The organism is Duganella vulcania, assembly GCF_009857655.1.
In the GTDB taxonomy this organism is placed as follows: Bacteria; Pseudomonadota; Gammaproteobacteria; order Burkholderiales; family Burkholderiaceae_D; genus Rugamonas; species Rugamonas vulcania.
The window spans coordinates 1-16527 of sequence record NZ_WWCX01000118.1 but is presented as its reverse complement, the minus strand read 5'-3'; the positions used below and the strand labels follow the sequence as shown (position 1 = coordinate 16527).

The following is a 16527-nucleotide window of genomic DNA, read 5'->3' as shown; positions in this document are numbered from 1 at the left end:
CACGGCGCCGCGCCGCAACGGCTACCGGCCGAGATCGCCGGCGCGGCGCTGTGCTGGGCATTGCTGCTGCGCCGCCAGCGCGGCCACGCGGCGCCGCTGCTGCCGGTGGATTTGTTCCGCAAGCCGATGTTCGCGCTGTCCGCGCTGACGGCGTTCTGCACCTTCGCCGTGCAGAGCCTGGCCTTCGTGTCGCTGCCTTTCTTCTTCGAGCGCACGCTGGGCCGCTCACCGATCGACACCGGCTTCCTGATCACGCCGTGGCCGGCGCTGGTCGCCGTGATGGGGCCGCTGGGCGGCTGGATGAGCGACCGCTACCCGGCCGGCACGCTGGGCGGCATCGGCCTGGCGGTGCTGAGCGCAGGCATGCTGTTGCTGGTCGCGTTGCCGCCCGACGCCTCGGCGCTCGACATCGGCTGGCGCATGGCCTTGTGCGGCGTGGGCTTCGGCTTCTTCCAGGCGCCCAACATGAAGGCCATCATGGGCAGCGCGCCGCGCGCGCGGGCGGGCAGCGCCAGCGGCATCGTCGCCACCGCCCGCCTGAGCGGCCAGGCCACCGGCGCCGCGCTGGTGGCCTACTGCTTCACGCTGTCCGACGCGCGCGGCACGGTGTACGCGCTGATGGTGGCGGCCGGCTTCGCGGCGGTGGGCGCGGTGGTGAGCTTCTCGCGCCAGCTGCTGAGGAATTAATTGCCGCGCTGCTGACGGAACTTGGCGGGCGGCGTGCCGAAGTGGCGGCTGAAGGTGCGCGACAAATGGCTGGCGTCGTGGAAACCGCAGGCCTCGGCGATGTCGGCCATCGCCCGGCCGCCGGCCAGCAGCATGGTGCGCGCCTGCTCCAGCCGCATCTTCATCAGGTAGCGGTGCGGCGGCAGGCCCAGCGCCAGGTGGAACTCGCGCGAGAAGTGCGCCTCGCTCATGCCGCACAGCGCCGCCAGGTCGCGGTTGCTGACGCCGGTGGCCAGGTTGGCGCCCATGTGGGTCAGCACGCGCCGCAAGCGTCCGCCGCCCAGCGTGCTGGACTGAGGCGCCGCCGCCGGCCGGCTGTAGTGTTCCAGCAGATAGCTCAGCAGCGCCACCATCAGGCCGTCGCAATACTGCGACTGCAGCGGCCCGGCCATGGCGTCGGCGTTGAGCATGCGGCGCACCAGCTCCATCACGTGGCGGTCCGAGGTGAACTGCTGGGCGCCCAGGCTCAGCGGCGTTTCGCGCAGCCCGTTCAGGTTGTCGATCAGCGCGGCCGGCACGAACAGGTTGACGATGTCGCAGCTGCTCAGCCGGCTCCACTGGCTGGCGCCGCTGGGTGGGCAAATGCGGAAGCGCTCGGCCGCGATCACCCCGCCCCACACCGGCTGGCCGTGCAGCCAGATGCGGGCGTCGACCGGCTCCAGCATGATGGCGATGCGGTAGTCGTTGGGGTGCGAGCTGATGGTCTGGATCATCGCGTCCGGCTGGTTGCTGGTCCAGCGCACGATCGAGGCCCGGGAACTCGGCAAGGGACCTATGCAGGTATGCAGCGGTGTATGAACGCCACTGCGCAGGAACCAGTCTTTCAACACTTCGGTATTGTCTATCGCGGTACCCATGGGCTCGTCTCGGCAAATGGCTGAGCGCCGATTATCGAGCGCGGTAGTCTTGATGTCAAATCATCAATGCGTACTGTCTCGCCCCCGCGTGGCGCGCATGCGTCGCCACTTTTCGCTTTCCTGGCATATAATTCCCGCTCCACACATGAGGACCTACCCGAAATGAACACGCTCGCTTAATCGCCCTCTCCGGGCACACGTCAGATCTGCCCCTTGATTCGATTTATCGCGAGCGTACTCATGTCCATGATTCAGCTGCAAGGCCTGGGCCTTGCCTTCCCACATAAAATCTGTTTTTCCGCCTTCAATGCCACCGTCGAATGGGGGCAACGCATTGCCATTGTCGGCGACAATGGCAGCGGAAAATCGTCCCTGCTAAAACTCATCGGCGGCCTGCTCGATCCCGCCGAGGGCAGCGTGCGCGCCAGCCCCGGGCTTGGCATCGGTTACCTGGCCCAGGTGCAGCACGGCGACCAACAGTTGAGCGGTGGCCAGCGCGTCAACCGGGCGCTCAGTGCCGCGCTGGCCTCGGCGACCGACCTGTTGCTGCTGGACGAACCGACCAACCACCTCGATGCCGACAACAAGCGTTCGCTGGCGCGCATGCTCAAGGCCTTTTACGGCGCCGTGATCCTGGTGACGCACGACGAGGCTTTGATGGACCAGGTGTGCGACACGATCTGGTCGATACGCTCCGGGACCATTGAAGTCTTCACAGGAAAATATTCCGACTATCTGGCGGAACGGCAGCGTCAGCATGCCTCGCTGGAGAAGCAGCTGTCGGCCATCGCGCTCGCCAAACAGAACACCCATCAGGCATTGATGCAGGAACAGGAACGCGCCAGCCGCGCCCGTGAACGCGGCGTGAAAAACATCGAGAACCGCAGGTGGCCGACCGTGAAGTCTCCCACCAAGCTCGGCCGCGGCAACACCACGGCGGGACGCAAGCAAGCCGACATCAAGGAGCACAAGCTGCAACTGCTCGAACAGATGGAAGCGCTGCGGACCGATCCCGTGATCGTGCCGCGCTTTCACCTCGACGCGGCGCCATCGTCGCGCCACACCGTGCTGCAAATTTCAAACGGCGCGGCCGGCTATGCGCAGCCTGTGCTGCAAGGCATCCATCTGCACCTGGAGCGCGGCGAAAGGCTGGTGCTGCAGGGCGCCAACGGCAGCGGCAAGTCCACGCTGGCGCAGGCGATCATGGGCGCGGCGGAGGTGACGCGCAGCGGCGACTGGTTCACGCCGCCCCGGGACGAGATAGGCTACCTGGATCAGCACTACGCGAATATCGATCCGGACCACACCGTCCTGCAGGCGCTGCAAAGCGTCGTCCCCACGTGGGACGCGACCGCCCTGCGCGGGCATCTGAGCGATTTTTTATTTCGCCACAACGACCTGGTGCACGCGCGGGTTGCGGTCCTGTCCGGTGGTGAACGCGCGCGCCTCTCGCTCGCCTGCATCGCGGCCAAGCCGCCAACGTTGTTGATCCTCGATGAAATCACCAACAACCTGGATATGCGGATGCGCCAGCATGTGATCGAGGTGGTGCGCGCCTATCCCGGCGCCCTGGTGCTGATTTCTCACGACGAAAACTTCCTGCGGCAGATCGGCGTGCACCAGACTTTTCAGCTGGCGGGATGATGCATCCAGGCCGCGATCTGGTCGACCACTTCCTTTTCCTGGCCGATGTAGCCGTGGTAGTGGTAGCTCTCGCAAGGGTCGCCGCTGGCCGGGCCGCCGCCGGTGATCATCATCAGCTTCTTGACCGGCGAGTTTTTCAGGCCCTTCATGATCCAGTCCACCTCGTATGGACGGCAGATCAGTCGCGCTGCTCGCCCAGGTATTTTTTATAGATCGCGTTGAAGCGGCCCGAACTCTTGAGCTGCTTCAGGCCGGCGTTGAAGTCGTCGCGCACGCCCTGGTCGCGGAACACCGGACGATAATCCATCGGATTCATCTTCACGAAGTTGTGCAGCGTGACCGGCTTGTCATGGAAGTTCCTGCTCCCCTTGAGCAGCAGGCTGAAGTACTTGTAGATGTTCTTGTCGCTGAGCGCGACGTCGTAGTGGCCGGCATCCAGCGTCATCACTTGCAGCGATTGATTGTTCTGCTCGAAGTAGTGCCCGTCCTTCTTCACCTGGTTCAGCCAGCCAGGGTAGCGCTTCACGGCGCCGACAAAGGCGATGACGGTCAGGCCGCGCAGGTCCGCAGGCGTCCTGATCGAGATATTCCGGGACGTCAGCGTGATGAAAACGTTATCATAAAAGACTGCGGGATCGCCGTAGAAGGCGCCGGCCTTGCCCAGGTCTTCGCCGAGGTCGGTCATGGCGGCGTCGACGCTGCCCATCTTGAACGCCGTGGGGATGCGGGCGAAGGGATAGTATTTCGGCTTGAGTGTGTGGCCGCGGAACGCCAGCGCCTCGCGCAGGATCTCGAGTTCGATGCCGGAATCGGTTTCGGGAAAACAGAAAGGCGGGATCTTCTCGCCAAACGCCATGCTCACTTCAGCGGACATCGCCAGCCCCGGACAGGCCAAGCCCAGCATCACGGCGCCTTGCAACAGAGGCGACGCCCATTTTCTAAACAGCCACATACCCGCCATCTCCAGAATCTCATGTTGCTATCTTAACGAGTTCCCCTCTGTTTCCTCAAATGTTATTCGCCCCGTCCGGATGAAGCATGGCATCGCCTGGACGATTAAACCACAGCGGCGCTGAACGCCTCGGGCCGCCGCGCCAGCAGTTGGGACAGCCGTTGCAGACCCGCCCGCAAGCGTGCGCGGTCCCTGATGCTGCCCAGGGAGATCCGTATGGCGTTCACGGACCCGCCGCCGGTGGCGAACGCCTCCGCCGGCGTGACCGCGATGCCCTCGCTGTCGGCCGCGCGCGTAAGCTGCGAGGAATGCCAATACGGCGGTAAGTCGATCCATACATGCAGCCCGTCTCCGTCGCCGCGGTACCGCCCCGCCAGAATATCCCGGGCCATCCGGTGGCGCAGGCGCGCCTCGTCGCGTACGCCTTGCACCAACCGGCCGGCCGAACCGTCGAGTATCCACTGGGTGGCCAGCGCGGCTGTGAGGGGAGCGACCATCAGCGCAAATGATCTGAGCGCGGCCAGGAAGCGTTCGCGCTCATGCGGGTCGCGTATCAGCACGAAGGCCACGCGCAAGCCGGGCGTCAGGCATTTGGACAGCGTCGAGATGTAGTACGCCTGCTCCGGGGCGAACGTGGCGACGGGCGGCGGCGCGGCATCGGCCAGGAGCCAGTAGGGATCGTCCTCGACGATGCGCACCTGGCAGCGCCTGGCCACGCCGGCGAGCTCCTCGCGGCGACGCTCCGGCATGGTGATGGCGGTCGGGTTCTGCAAGGTCGGATTGAGGTAGACCAGCCCGGGCTTGTGCCGGTGGCAGGCTTGCTCCAGCATCCCGGGCAGCATCCCGTGCTGGTCCGCCTCCACAGCGATGAGGTGCCGGCCGAATTGGGCCGCCGCGGCACGCAAGCCGGGATAACTCATGGGTTCCGCCAGGATGACATCGCCAGGCTCCGTCAACGCCAGGATCAAGGCGGCGATCGCCGCTTGCGCACCCGGGCAGACGACAACCTGGCGGGGGTCCAGGCGTCCGAACATCGGTTCGAGCCAGTGGGCGCCAGCCTTGCGGTCGGAATCGCTTCCCCCGGCCAGGTGGTAGGTCATCAGCAATTCGTTATCCGCCCTCATCAGCACTTGCGACAGACCTTGTTTCAACATGTCGTCGAAGTCCACGCCGTCCGGCGGTGGCGGGGTATTCATGCTCAGGTCGAGGATCGGGCTCGATTCGACTTTCGGCGCCGCGACATACGTGCCGCGAGCGCCCCTGCCCTCCAGCAGGTTGCGGCGGCGGGCTTCGTCGTATGCGCGCGTGATCGTCGTCAGGTCGACCTCCAGCTGCGCTGCCAGGTGGCGCTGCGGCGGCAGGCGGTCGCCCGGCTTCAGCGACCCGTCCATTACCGCCGCCTGCAACGCGTCCGCGACCTGCAAAAAGCGCGGCCCGCCGTGCGGCGCCAATCGCGGCAACCAGGCGGGCAGGTCTTGTATGGTTCTCAACTGGGACATTTTGTCTCAATGTATGGAAATTGCTTTGAAGTAGTATGCTTCAGAACGGGCCGCAATACCATCCTTGCTTGGCAGTGAGGTAGTGCGCCTGACGATAGACAGTGTCAGTAATAGCCAGGAAATACTCAAATGATGGATTGGATCCCGATAGTCTTCGTGACGTTCAAGGCGCTCGTGCTGGGCACGGGCATGTTCTTCGCCATTAAGTGGCATTACGATCAGGGCAGGAAGCTGGAGGAGAAGCGCGCGCTGCTGCGCGCGGGCGGCAAGGTGGCCGGCATCTTCGTGGTGTCGCTGCTGGGCCTGGGACTCGCCACCTTCGTCCTGGTCAGGATGCTGGGGATGGACTTGAGCTTGCCGTGAGGGCCGCTGGTCTGCAAACTTGGAGATATAGATGCACGCACGCGCGCCATCGGCGCGCGAGGCTGGGCGCCAAGCGCCCAGCAGTCGGGCGATTCGGAGAGGGCTGGGCTTGCAAGCCCAGCCCTTCGAATCTCACCGCTTCCGTCCGAAAATGCAAAAACCGCCCAGTGGGCGGTTTTTGCATTTTCTGGCGGAAGCGGTGAGATTCGAACTCACGAACAGTTTAACCCGTCGCTAGTTTTCAAGACTAGTGCCTTCAACCACTCGGCCACGCTTCCTAAGTGTGCAGCATTATACAGATTTCGCCTCCAACCGGGGCGCTATCCGGTTTGTTTCCCACATCCCAGCACTATTGTGCGATATCAAAAAAAGTTACAAAACCACATTACAATTGTTTTTTGAAAAACTTATTGCAATGTTGAGCTCGGCTGGATACTATACGGGTCAATAACCAAGTGAAACAGGTTTTTCCATAAGAAACAATGCCTTACGGAAACCTATCAAACACCCACCCAACAACCAACGAGATCCCATGAACTTTAAATCCACCATCCTGGCAGCTGCACTGCTGGTTTCCTCCGCAGTGGCTTCGGCTAACACGGCCATCACGCTGACCCCGTCGCCGACTATCGCGAATTCGTATTCCGGCACCTTCGCCGGTTATGCCACCACCAACGTCTTCGATCTGGACCTGACCCACTTCGCCAGCGCCAGCAATTTTGTCGGCCAGGTGTCGGCCAACTTCACCGGCGGCGCCGGCTATGACGTGACCGGTGTCAGCCTGGATGGCCATAGCTTCGCTCCGATCACCAATGTGTCCTTCGGCAACAACGGCTTCGATTACTGGCTGCTGCAACTGCCAACGCTGAGCAACACCGTGCACCACATCACCGTGACCGGCACCCCACTGGTCAACACCCAGGGCTTCGTCGGTTCGCTGTCGTTGAACGTGACGCCTGTACCTGAACCAGAAACCTACGCGATGCTGATCGCCGGCCTGGGCCTGGTTGGCTTCATGGCACGCCGCCGCAAGGCATGATGCAACGCCGGGCGCCCGGCGTCCGGTGCACGCAATAAAAAACAGACCTCGCGAGGTCTGTTTTTTTTCGCCTGCCGCACCCGCTCAGGCGGCGCGGCTGGCCTGGTCCGGCGTCCAGTTCTCGCGCAGCGCCTGCTCGAACGCGCCGGCCTCCAGCGGCCGCGAGAACAGGTAGCCCTGCACCTCGTCGCATCCCGAGTTCTTCAGGAAGGCCAGCTGCTCGACCGTCTCCACGCCTTCGGCGATCACCTTGTGCTTGAGCTGCTGGGCGATGCTGATGATGGTGTTGGCGATCGCGCAGTCGTTGGCGTCGGCGGGGATGCCGATGGTGAACGAGCGGTCGATCTTGAGCGTGTCGATCGGGAAGCGCTTCAAATAGGAGAGGCTGGAATAGCCGGTGCCGAAGTCGTCCAGCGACAAGGTCACGCCCAGCGCGGTAATGCGGTCCATGATGCCGATCACGCGGTCGATGTTGTTCATCAGCGTGCTTTCGGTGATTTCCAGCTCCAGCCACGACGGCTCCAGCCCGTAGCGCGTCAGCGTGTCCTGCACCCGCCCCGGCAGCGCGGAGGTGAACTCGCGCGCGGAGACGTTGACCGCCAGCCGGATCGGCGGCAGGCCGGCGTCCTTCCACACCTTGGCCTGCGCGCAGGCCGCCTCCAGCACCCATTCGCCGACCTGCACCACCAGCCCGGTGGCTTCGGCCAGCGGGATGAACTCGGCCGGCGGCACCAGGCCGCGCACCGGATGGCGCCAGCGCACCAGGGCTTCGGCGCCGATGATCTTGCCGCTGTCGATGCTGAACTTGGGCTGGTAGTGCAGCAGCAGCTCGCCGTTGCCCAGCGCGTGCCGCAGCCCCGATTCGATCCGCATGCGCTCCTGCATGCCCTGGTTCATGTCCTGGCTGTAGAAGGCGACGTGGTCGCCCTCGGCCCCGCCCTCCTGCTTGGCGCGGTACATGGCGATGTCGGCCAGCCGCAGCAGGGTCTCGGCATCGCCGCCGTCCTGCGGGTAGACGCTGATGCCGATGCTGCCGCCCACGCGCAAATCGTGGCCGTCGATCAGGATCGGCGTGTTCAAGGTGCCCAGCAGCTTTTGCGCCACCATGCTGGCCTCGAAGTGCTGGCCGATGTCGAACAGGCCGACCGCGAATTCGTCGCCGCCCAGCCGCGCCACCAGGTCCTGGTCGCGCAGCACCGCGCGGAAGCGGCGCGCCACTTCGCACAGCAGCTCGTCGCCGATCTTGCGGCCCAGCGTGTCGTTGATCAGCTTGAAGCGGTTGAGGTCGATGAACAGCACGCAGCCGTGCAGCTTGCTGCGTTGGGCCACGGTCAGCGCCTGGTCGACCAGCTTGGTCAGCAGCGAGCGGTTCGGCAGGTTGGTCAGCGCGTCGTAGTAGGCCAGGTGGTGGATGCGCTCCTCCGCCATCTTGCGCTCGGTGATGTCGGTCAGGTAGGCGATCAGGCCGATGGCGCGGTCGTTGATGTCGCGCAGCGGCGACAGCGACAGGCTGGCCCAGAACACCTCGCCCGATTTCTTTTTGCGCCGCACCTCCATCAGGCGCCCGCCCTGCTCCAGGAAGGTGTCGTCGAAGCTTTCGTCCTCGTCGTGGTACAGGAACAGGATGTTGCGCCCCACCGCTTCCACCGCGCTGTAGCCGAACAGGCGCTCGGCGCCCTTGTTCCAGCTGATGATGAAGCCGTTCATGTCCATGGTCAGCACGGACTCGTGGATGTGGTCGAGGATCTGCGCCTGGTGCTGCAGCTGCGATTCCACCTGCACGTAGGCGTGGGTGGAGCGCTGCGCCAGCGCGTGCACCTGCAGCACGCTGCCGGCCAGGTTGGCCAGGCTGGCCAGGTGTTCGCGGTCGAGCGCGCTGTACTGCGCGCGCCCGGACACCACGAAGCGGCCGAAGTATTCGTCGTCGAAGACGATGTCCTGCGTCAGGCTGGGCACGGCGTCGTCGTTGGCGGCCAGCACCTCGACCACCGGCGGCTTGAGCAGCATGGCGTGGGTGTCGGCCGGCAGGAATTCGCCCAGCGGACTGTTCATGACGCTGCGCACGATGCGCCCCAGCTCCTCGGCCAGCGCCGCTCCGCGCAAGCGCAACACCGCGTCGCACAAGGCCGCGCTGTTGTTCAGGAAGTCGGAGACGGGATGCGCGACCATCGCTTAGATGTTCCTGCTGACCTGGATCGCCCAGTGGTAGGCCTGTAGCTGCGCCTCCCAGTAGGTCTCGTGCTCGATGCCGGCCCGGTCCAGCGCGGCGCGGTCGTGGCGCTCCACCAGGGACAGCAGCTCGCCCAGCGGGCCGCCGCGGTCCAGCAGCGCCATCACCACGTCCAGGTCGAGGCTGAGCGCGGCGACGATTTCCGTCATCGGCATGCCCAGCAACACGTCCAGCAGCGAGAACACGCCGGCCACGAAGGCCATGTCCTGCTGATCGCGTTCCCAGCCGAGCGCCTTGCCCAGCGCTTCCATCTGCGCCGCGCGCACCGCCGCCAGCGGCAGCAGCGGGTTGGCCAGGCCGTCGTCCTGCTGGCGCGCGTACAGCAGCAGCTGCAGCCAGCGCTGCAGCTGGCGCCGGCCCAGGACGTTGATGGCCTGGCTGAAGCTGTGGATCGGGGAGCTGAGCGCGAACGCGGCCGAGTTCACCAGCTTGAGCAGGTGGTAGGACAGCGCCGGATCCTGCTTGAGCAGCACTTCCAGCTCGCGCGAGTCGGCGTCGCGCGCCAGCAGGCCCAGCAGCGCCAGCAGGCGCTTGCGCGAGGTGCCGTCGCCGGTGCTGGCGTCGTGCGGGGGATGCAGGGCGAAGTCGCCGGCGAACCAGCTGAAGCCGGCCTTGGCGCATTCGGCGATGCGCTGTTCGCTGCCCATGCCGGTGGCCAGGTGCGGGCCCGGCTGGGCCACCAGCGCCAGCACCGGCGGCAGCGCCTGCGCGGCGTCGACCATCAGCGACTTGGCGCCGCACAGCGTGGCGGCCATGCCGGCCACGCCTTCGATCATGATGCGGTAACCGGCCTCGGCGTAGCTGGCCAGCTTCTTTTGCACCGCAATCTCGGCGCAGGCGTCGGCCGGCACGCGCAGGATCACGCGGTTGGGCGGCAGGGTTTCCAGTTGCGACAGCTCCAGCAGGGCCGGCTGCGGCACCGGCAGGATGCAGTCGAGGGGCGCCAGGGCGGCGAACACATCGGGCGTCTTGAGCAGGGTGAGCGCGGCCTGGAAGGCGTCGCCCGAGTCGGCGGACAAATCAAAGGTCAGGGCCACCCACTCGTTGTGAGCGTTGGACACCGCCTGCAATTCCACCAGTGGAAACTCAATTACCATAGGAAAGTATTGTTATTTTCGATACGACCAGTATAGAACCAATTTATCGCGCGGGAAACATTTTCTTATATACAATTGCAGATACACAACCCGTGCAGGAATATAGCAGATATTGCCGCACAAACACGCACTGTTAGAAATTGCTTAACGGAATTAGAAGCGCTGCTCGGGTTTTACAACAGCCTGCGCTTTACACCTTGCATTTTACTGCGCATGCTGGACCGCAAAACGGATCAGCTCGGCCTGCCCTTCGATGCCCAGCTTGCGCTTGATGTTGAGGCGGTGGGTTTCCACGGTGCGCACGCTGAGGTCGAGCGCGCGGGCGATCTGCTTGTTCGATTCGCCGTTGGCGATGTGGCGCAGCACCTCGTGCTCGCGCGAGGTCAGCTGGTTGTCCTGGGTGTGCGGCTGGGCCAGCTGGCGGGCCAGCGCGGCGCTGTAGTAGATGCCGCCGGACATGACGGTCTCGATCGCCACCACGATGTCCTTGCCGGGCGCGTCCTTGAGCACGTAGCCGCGCGCGCCGGCCTGGATCGCCTGCGACACGTATTCCAGCTTGTCGTGCATCGACAGGATCAGCACGGCGATGCGCGGGAACGCTTGCTTGAAGCGGGCGGTGGCTTCGATGCCGTTGGCGCCGCGCATGTTGATGTCCATCAGCACCAGGTCGATGTCGCAGCGGGCGGCCTGCTCCAGCGCCTCGGCCGCGCCGCCGGCCTCGGCCACGACCTCGAATTGCGGCATCGCCTCCAGCCGCGCACGCAGGCCGTCGCGCACCAGGGGATGGTCGTCGACCAGCAGGATTTTGATGGTGGCTGTCATGTCTTTAATCTTTATAAACGGTATGAACGGTATTAACTGTATTAGCTATTGTTGCCGGCGAACGCGGTGACCACCGTGCCGTCGGCCGACGAGGCGATGTCGAAGCGGCCGCCGATGGCGTCCATGCGCTCCATCATGTTGCGCAGGCCGATGCCGCGCATCGGATGCAGCGCGATGCCCTCGGCGTCGAAGCCGTTGCCGTCGTCGCGGATGCGCAGCGTCACGCCGCCGTGTTCGCCAGTCAGCGCGATGTCGATGCGGTGGGCGCCGGCGTGGCGCTCGATGTTGGTCAGCGCCTCCTGCGCCAGGCGGAACAGCACGGTGTTGGCCACGTCCGGCAGCTCGTCGGTCACGCCGGTCGCCTCGAAGTGTACCGGGGTTCCGCTGCTGAGCGTGTACTCCTGGCCCAGGTGGTGCAGCGCGGCCGCCAGGCCCAGGTCGTCGAGGATGGCCGGGCGCAGGTTGTGCGAGATGCGGCGCACCTCGCCCATCACGTTGTTGAGCTGCTCGGCCGCGTGCTCGAAGGCCGCCTGCGCGGCCGGCTGCTGGCCGTTGCCCGCGCTCAGGCGGATGATGCCGGCCTCGATCTGCAGCTTGATCGACACCAGCCACTGGCTGATGCCGTCGTGCAGGTCGCGCGACAGCCGCGCCCGCTCCTCCTCCTGCGACTCGACCACGCGCTGGGCCAGCACCTTGAGCTTGGCGTCGGCCACGCGCAGCTCGCTGATATTGAGCGCCAGCCCGGAGCTGGCCACCGCCACCGCGGCCGCGATGGCGATCGCGGCGATCCACAGCATGGTGTTGTGGATGTTGCCGGACTGCTGGACGTCGATCTTGGCCAGCGCCTGGTCGACGTCGTCCAGGTAGATGCCGGTGCCCATCATCCAGCCCCATTTCGGCATCGGGATCACATAGCCCAGCTTGGCGCCGGACTTGTGGGTCGAGGGCTTGACCCAGCGGTAGCGCTCCAGCCCGCCGCCGGCGCGCGCGCGCGCCAGCAGGTTCTGGATGGTCGGCTGGCCCAGCTCGTCGTGCAGCCCGTACAGGTTCTTGCCGACCAGCTCGGGCTGGCGCGGATGCATCAGCGTGTTGCCCTGCATGTCGTAGACGAAGAAATAGCCGTCATCGCCATAGCTGAGCGAGGACAGGATGCGCTTGGCCTCGTCGCGGGTGGCCTGGTCGTCGCGGCCCGATTCGTACAGATGGGCGATGGAGTGCGAGGCCAGCGCCACGTAGTGCCTGAGCTCGGCCTCCTTGCTGCTCAGGTAGGCTTGCTGGATGGTGTTGCGCTGCTGCTGGGCCAGCAGCACCGACTGGTGGCGCACCGCCAGCGCGATGGCGATCAGCGCCAGGATCAGCGGCGTGATGGCCAGGAATATGACTTTTTGCCGCAACTTCATGACGTGGGTCCCGAATTATTCTTCTGTAGCGCGATTCTACGCTCCCGCCGCCGGCGGCTGCTACGTAGTTATACCGAGCCATAGTGCGTATTGCTGCGCTTGCGGCGGATATCAGCTTCCTGAATACTGGTCATAAGCTGCCAGAATTGAAAGCCTGGCGAAAGCTGGAGCTCGATCAGTTGAGAGCAGCACCCAAAACTTTGGAGGAAGCATGAAAACACTGCACCATACCGCGCCCCCCACGCTGGCCAGCCGGCTCGGCTGGGCCGCGCTCGCCCTGTGCGGCGCCGCGGCGCTGGGCGTCATCGCGCTCAAGCGCGGCGAATCAATCAGCGCCATCTGGATCGTCATCGCCGCCGTCTGCGTCTACCTGATCGCCTACCGCTTCTACAGCCTGTTCATCGCCGACAAGGTGCTGGGCCTGGACGCGCGCCGCATGACGCCGGCCAACAAGCTCAACGACGGCCTCGACCACGTGCCGACCAATAAGTACGTGCTGTTCGGCCACCACTTCGCCGCCATCGCCGGCGCCGGCCCGCTGGTCGGCCCGGTGCTGGCCGCGCAGATGGGCTACCTGCCCGGCATGCTGTGGATCCTGGCCGGCGTGGTGTTTGCCGGCGCGGTGCAGGACTTCATCGTGCTGTTCATTTCCATGCGCCGCGACGGCCGCTCGCTGGGCGACCTGATCAAGTCCGAGCTGGGCCAGGTCCCCGGCATGATCGCGCTGCTGGGCACCTTCATGATCATGGTCATCATCCTGGCGGTGCTGGCGCTGATCGTGGTCAAGGCGCTGACCGGCTCGCCGTGGGGCAGCTTCACCGTCATGGCCACCATCCCCATCGCGCTGTTCATGGGCGTGTACACCCGCTACATCCGCGTCGGCCGCATCGGCGAAGTGTCGGTGATCGGCTTCATCCTGCTGATGGCGGCCATCTTCGGCGGCCAGATGGTGCAGGAAAACCCGGCGCTGGCGCCGATGTTCACCTTCACCGGCACCGAGCTGACGTGGATGCTGATCGGCTACGGCTTCATCGCCTCGGTACTGCCGGTGTGGCTGCTGCTGGCGCCGCGCGACTACCTGTCGACCTTCCTCAAGATCGGCACCATCGTCGGCCTGGCGCTGGGCATCGTGGTGGTCGCCCCGTACCTGAAAATGCCGGCCATGACCAAGTTCATCGACGGCACCGGTCCGGTCTGGGCCGGCTCGCTGTTCCCGTTCCTGTTCATCACCATCGCCTGCGGCGCCGTGTCCGGCTTCCACGCGCTGATCTCGTCGGGCACCACGCCCAAGATGATCGAGAATGAAACCCACGCCCGCTTCATCGGCTACGGCGCGATGCTGATGGAATCGTTTGTCGCCATCATGGCGCTGGTGGCCGCCTCGACCATCGAGCCGGGCGTCTACTTCGCCATGAACAGCCCGGCCGCGCTGCTGGGCACCACGGCCGAGTCCGCCGCACACGCGGTCTCGCAGATGGGCTTTTACATCACGCCGGAAATGCTGACCCAGACCGCCAAGGATGTCGGCGAGCACTCCATCATCTCGCGCGCCGGCGGCGCGCCGACCCTGGCCGTGGGCATGGCGCAGATCCTGTCGGGCGTCATCGGCGGCAAGCTCATGATGGCCTTCTGGTACCACTTCGCCATCCTGTTCGAGGCGCTGTTCATCCTGACGGCGGTCGACGCCGGCACCCGCGCCGGCCGCTTCATGCTGCAGGACTTGCTGGGCGCCTTCGTGCCGGCCATGAAGCAGACCGAGAACGTGTTCGCCAACCTGACCGCGACCGGCCTGTGCGTGGCGGCCTGGGGCTACTTCCTGTACCAAGGCGTGGTCGATCCGCTGGGCGGCATCAACACGCTGTGGCCGCTGTTCGGCATCGCCAACCAGATGCTGGCCGCGATCGCGCTGATCCTCGGCACCTGCGTGCTGTTCAAGATGAAGCGCGCCAAGTTCGCCTGGGTGACCATGGTGCCGACCGCGTGGCTGCTGATCTGCACGCTGACCGCGGGCTTCCAGAAGATCTTCGACGCCAATCCGAAGGTCGGTTTCCTGGCCCACGCCGCCAAGTACCAGGCCGCCTACGCGGACGGCAAGCTGCTGGCGCCGGCCAAGTCGGTGGCGCAGATGCAGCAGGTGATCTTCAACGATTACCTGGACGCCTCGCTGGCCGGCTTCTTCGTCATCGTCGTGCTCAGCGTGCTGGTGTTCGGCATCCGCACCGTGATGGTGGCGCGCGCCTCGGCCAAGCCGACCGCGCAGGAAAGCCCGATGGTCCTGATGCCGACGGTGCAGTGATGCTGGGCGAGATCGCCAAGGCTGGCCGCTATCTCGGGCAAAGCATGCGCCTGATGATGGGCCTGCCCGAGTACGACACCTACGTCTCGCACCGGGAGGCCACCCATCCGGGCGAGCCGATGATGAGCTACGAGGAGTTCTTCCGCGAGCGCCAGGAAGCCCGCTACGGCGGCGCGGGCAAGCGCGGCGGTTGCTGCTGATGAAAGGCCGGTTCCAACGAACCGGCTTTTTTTTATTTTGGTGGGGAACTTCCCTGCCGACCTCCGTGTCTAACTCCGCTGAGCCGCGTTGCCGGCCATTCCCGGGAGACACATGTCGCATCCTTTCTCATACCAACAGGCGTTCGCGCGCAACATCGGCTGGCTGACGCCGGCGGAACAGACGGTGCTGCGCGGCAAGCGCATCGCCATCGCCGGCATGGGCGGCGTCGGCGGCGTGCACCTGCTCACGCTGGCGCGGCTGGGCGTGGGCGCCTTCCACATCGCCGATTTCGACACCTTCGACATCGCCAATTTCAACCGCCAGGTGGGCGCCGCCATGTCCACCTTGGGCCGGCCCAAGGTCGAGGTGCTGGCCGAAATGGCGCGCGACATCAACCCGGAACTGCAACTCACCAGCTTTCCCGGCGGCGTCAACCGCGACAACCTGGCCAGCTTCTTCGAGGGCGTCGACCTGTACGTGGACGGCCTGGACTTCTTCGCCTTCGGCGCGCGCCAGGCCACGTTTGCCGCCTGCGCGCGGCTGGGCATTCCGGCCATCACGGCGGCGCCGCTGGGCATGGGCACGGCGGTGCTGAACTTCCTGCCGGGGCACATGACGTTCGAGGAATATTTCGGCTGGGGCGAGCTGCCGGACGAGGAAAAGGCGCTGCGCTTTCTGGTCGGCCTGGCGCCGGCCGGGCTGCACGCCGGCTACCTGGTCGATCCGTCCAGCATCAACCTCAGGGAGCAGCGCGGGCCGTCCACCATCATGGGTTGCCAGCTGTGCGCCGGCGCCGCCGCCACCGAGGCGCTCAAGATCCTGCTGAACCGCGGCCCGGTCGACGCCGCGCCGCGCGGCTACCATTTCGACGCCTATCGTAACAAACTGGTCCGCACCTGGCGCCCGGGCGGCCACCGCCACCCGCTCCAGCGGCTGACCATGATGCTGGTCAAGCGCCGGCGCGGAGATCAATCATGAGCAAGATGGAACAACACCTGGACGCCACGCTGGAACAAATCCTGGAACTGGCGCGCTGGGCGCCCAGCGGCGACAACACCCAGCCGTGGCGCTTTGAAATCCTCGACGCCCGCCGCCTGATCGTGCACGGCCACGACACGCGCGACCACTGCGTCTACGACCTGGACGGCCATCCCAGCCAGATGTCGATCGGCGCGCTGCTGGAGACCATGGCGATCGCCGCCAGCGCCCACCAGCTGGAGATGCAGGCCACCCGCCACAACGAGGCGCCCGAGAGCCGCCCCACCCTCACCGTCGAGTTCACGCCGGCGCCCGCCGCACGATTTTATGGCCGGAACCGTGGTGGTCTACACCCCATGATGAAAATGAGCGTAGCCCGACTAGTCAAATTGCTTGGCCCAGCGATGCTGGCCGCGTCCCTGC

The 16527-nt window shown here is 65.3% G+C and carries 16 protein-coding genes and 1 tRNA gene; 8 read left to right on the top strand and 9 right to left on the bottom strand.

What is annotated here, in order from left to right:
* On the top strand, positions 1–687 hold a 687-nt coding region (locus GTP90_RS31630), incomplete at its 5' end, for an MFS transporter (RefSeq protein ID WP_161087236.1).
* On the opposite strand, the gene GTP90_RS31625 is transcribed toward GTP90_RS31630, so the two are convergent.
* Complete coding sequence (locus GTP90_RS31625) at positions 684–1583, bottom strand: helix-turn-helix domain-containing protein (RefSeq protein WP_161087235.1); 900 nt, start codon at positions 1581–1583, stop codon at positions 684–686. The genes GTP90_RS31630 and GTP90_RS31625 overlap by 4 nt on opposite strands.
* Positions 1584–1823: 240 nt before the next feature.
* Between GTP90_RS31625 and GTP90_RS31620 the strand changes: the two genes are divergently transcribed.
* Entirely contained in the window at positions 1824–3227 is a 1404-nt protein-coding gene (locus GTP90_RS31620) for an ABC-F family ATP-binding cassette domain-containing protein (protein ID WP_161087234.1), read from the top strand.
* Here the strand turns inward: GTP90_RS31620 and GTP90_RS31615 are convergent.
* The 3 genes from GTP90_RS31615 to GTP90_RS31605 form a co-directional block, all read right to left on the bottom strand.
* Positions 3212–3376, bottom strand: coding sequence for a hypothetical protein (locus tag GTP90_RS31615; RefSeq protein WP_175048312.1), 165 nt, complete (start codon positions 3374–3376; stop codon positions 3212–3214). The genes GTP90_RS31620 and GTP90_RS31615 overlap by 16 nt on opposite strands.
* A 29-nt stretch (positions 3377–3405) precedes the next feature.
* Positions 3406–4179, bottom strand: a complete 774-nt coding sequence (locus tag GTP90_RS31610; RefSeq protein WP_254452137.1) for a substrate-binding periplasmic protein — start codon at positions 4177–4179, stop codon at positions 3406–3408.
* 104 nt (positions 4180–4283) lie between these two features.
* Positions 4284–5678, bottom strand: coding sequence for an aminotransferase-like domain-containing protein (locus tag GTP90_RS31605; RefSeq protein WP_175048311.1), 1395 nt, complete (start codon positions 5676–5678; stop codon positions 4284–4286).
* A gap of 129 nt (positions 5679–5807) precedes the next feature.
* On the opposite strand from GTP90_RS31605, the gene GTP90_RS31600 reads away from it, so the two are divergent.
* Positions 5808–6041 (top strand): hypothetical protein, encoded by a 234-nt coding sequence (locus GTP90_RS31600; protein ID WP_161087233.1) that lies wholly within the window; start codon positions 5808–5810, stop codon positions 6039–6041.
* Between the two features lie 188 nt (positions 6042–6229).
* On the opposite strand, the gene GTP90_RS31595 is transcribed toward GTP90_RS31600, so the two are convergent.
* Positions 6230–6319: transfer RNA gene (locus GTP90_RS31595), tRNA-Ser, on the bottom strand.
* Positions 6320–6573: 254 nt separating this feature from the next.
* Here GTP90_RS31595 and GTP90_RS36700 point away from each other — a divergent pair.
* A complete protein-coding gene (locus GTP90_RS36700) occupies positions 6574–7080 on the top strand; it encodes an FxDxF family PEP-CTERM protein (RefSeq protein ID WP_217432052.1) in 507 nt (168 codons plus the stop codon).
* Positions 7081–7164: 84 nt separating this feature from the next.
* On the opposite strand, the gene GTP90_RS31585 is transcribed toward GTP90_RS36700, so the two are convergent.
* The 4 genes from GTP90_RS31585 to GTP90_RS31570 form a co-directional block, all read right to left on the bottom strand.
* Complete coding sequence (locus GTP90_RS31585; RefSeq protein WP_161087232.1) at positions 7165–9249, bottom strand: putative bifunctional diguanylate cyclase/phosphodiesterase; 2085 nt, start codon at positions 9247–9249, stop codon at positions 7165–7167.
* 3 nt (positions 9250–9252) lie between these two features.
* Entirely contained in the window at positions 9253–10407 is a 1155-nt protein-coding gene (locus GTP90_RS31580) for an EAL and HDOD domain-containing protein (protein WP_161087231.1), read from the bottom strand.
* Positions 10408–10611: 204 nt separating this feature from the next.
* Complete coding sequence (locus GTP90_RS31575) at positions 10612–11229, bottom strand: response regulator (protein WP_117015214.1); 618 nt, start codon at positions 11227–11229, stop codon at positions 10612–10614.
* A gap of 41 nt (positions 11230–11270) precedes the next feature.
* Entirely contained in the window at positions 11271–12629 is a 1359-nt protein-coding gene (locus GTP90_RS31570; protein ID WP_161087230.1) for a cache domain-containing protein, read from the bottom strand.
* Positions 12630–12840: 211 nt separating this feature from the next.
* Here GTP90_RS31570 and GTP90_RS31565 point away from each other — a divergent pair, with 211 nt between their 5' ends.
* The 4 genes from GTP90_RS31565 to GTP90_RS31550 form a co-directional block, all read left to right on the top strand.
* A complete protein-coding gene (locus GTP90_RS31565) occupies positions 12841–14925 on the top strand; it encodes a carbon starvation CstA family protein (protein WP_161087229.1) in 2085 nt (694 codons plus the stop codon).
* Entirely contained in the window at positions 14925–15125 is a 201-nt protein-coding gene (locus GTP90_RS31560; RefSeq protein ID WP_117015217.1) for a YbdD/YjiX family protein, read from the top strand. Before GTP90_RS31565 ends, GTP90_RS31560 begins: the two co-directional genes overlap by 1 nt.
* Positions 15126–15237: 112 nt before the next feature.
* Positions 15238–16104: a ThiF family adenylyltransferase gene (locus GTP90_RS31555; RefSeq protein ID WP_161087228.1), complete on the top strand. Its 867-nt coding sequence runs from the start codon at positions 15238–15240 to the stop codon at positions 16102–16104.
* On the top strand, positions 16101–16527 hold a 427-nt coding region (locus GTP90_RS31550; protein ID WP_254452136.1), incomplete at its 3' end, for a nitroreductase family protein. The genes GTP90_RS31555 and GTP90_RS31550, both read left to right, overlap by 4 nt.

Bases quoted from the DNA above. Each gene is read 5' to 3' on its own strand.
- GTP90_RS31615 (WP_175048312.1), bottom strand. From the start codon at position 3,376: ATGAAGGGCCTGAAAAACTCGCCGGTCAAGAAGCTGATGATGATCACC.
- GTP90_RS31585 (WP_161087232.1), bottom strand. From the start codon at position 9,249: ATGGTCGCGCATCCCGTCTCCGACTTCCTGAACAACAGCGCGGCCTTG.
- GTP90_RS31555 (WP_161087228.1), top strand. From the start codon at position 15,238: ATGTCGCATCCTTTCTCATACCAACAGGCGTTCGCGCGCAACATCGGC.
- GTP90_RS31625 (WP_161087235.1), bottom strand. From the start codon at position 1,583: ATGGGTACCGCGATAGACAATACCGAAGTGTTGAAAGACTGGTTCCTG.
- GTP90_RS31580 (WP_161087231.1), bottom strand. From the start codon at position 10,407: ATGGTAATTGAGTTTCCACTGGTGGAATTGCAGGCGGTGTCCAACGCT.
- GTP90_RS31575 (WP_117015214.1), bottom strand. From the start codon at position 11,229: ATGACAGCCACCATCAAAATCCTGCTGGTCGACGACCATCCCCTGGTG.
- GTP90_RS31620 (WP_161087234.1), top strand. From the start codon at position 1,824: ATGTCCATGATTCAGCTGCAAGGCCTGGGCCTTGCCTTCCCACATAAA.
- GTP90_RS31610 (WP_254452137.1), bottom strand. From the start codon at position 4,179: ATGTGGCTGTTTAGAAAATGGGCGTCGCCTCTGTTGCAAGGCGCCGTG.
- GTP90_RS31560 (WP_117015217.1), top strand. From the start codon at position 14,925: ATGCTGGGCGAGATCGCCAAGGCTGGCCGCTATCTCGGGCAAAGCATG.
- GTP90_RS31570 (WP_161087230.1), bottom strand. From the start codon at position 12,629: ATGAAGTTGCGGCAAAAAGTCATATTCCTGGCCATCACGCCGCTGATC.
- GTP90_RS31600 (WP_161087233.1), top strand. From the start codon at position 5,808: ATGATGGATTGGATCCCGATAGTCTTCGTGACGTTCAAGGCGCTCGTG.
- GTP90_RS31605 (WP_175048311.1), bottom strand. From the start codon at position 5,678: ATGTCCCAGTTGAGAACCATACAAGACCTGCCCGCCTGGTTGCCGCGA.
- GTP90_RS36700 (WP_217432052.1), top strand. From the start codon at position 6,574: ATGAACTTTAAATCCACCATCCTGGCAGCTGCACTGCTGGTTTCCTCC.
- GTP90_RS31565 (WP_161087229.1), top strand. From the start codon at position 12,841: ATGAAAACACTGCACCATACCGCGCCCCCCACGCTGGCCAGCCGGCTC.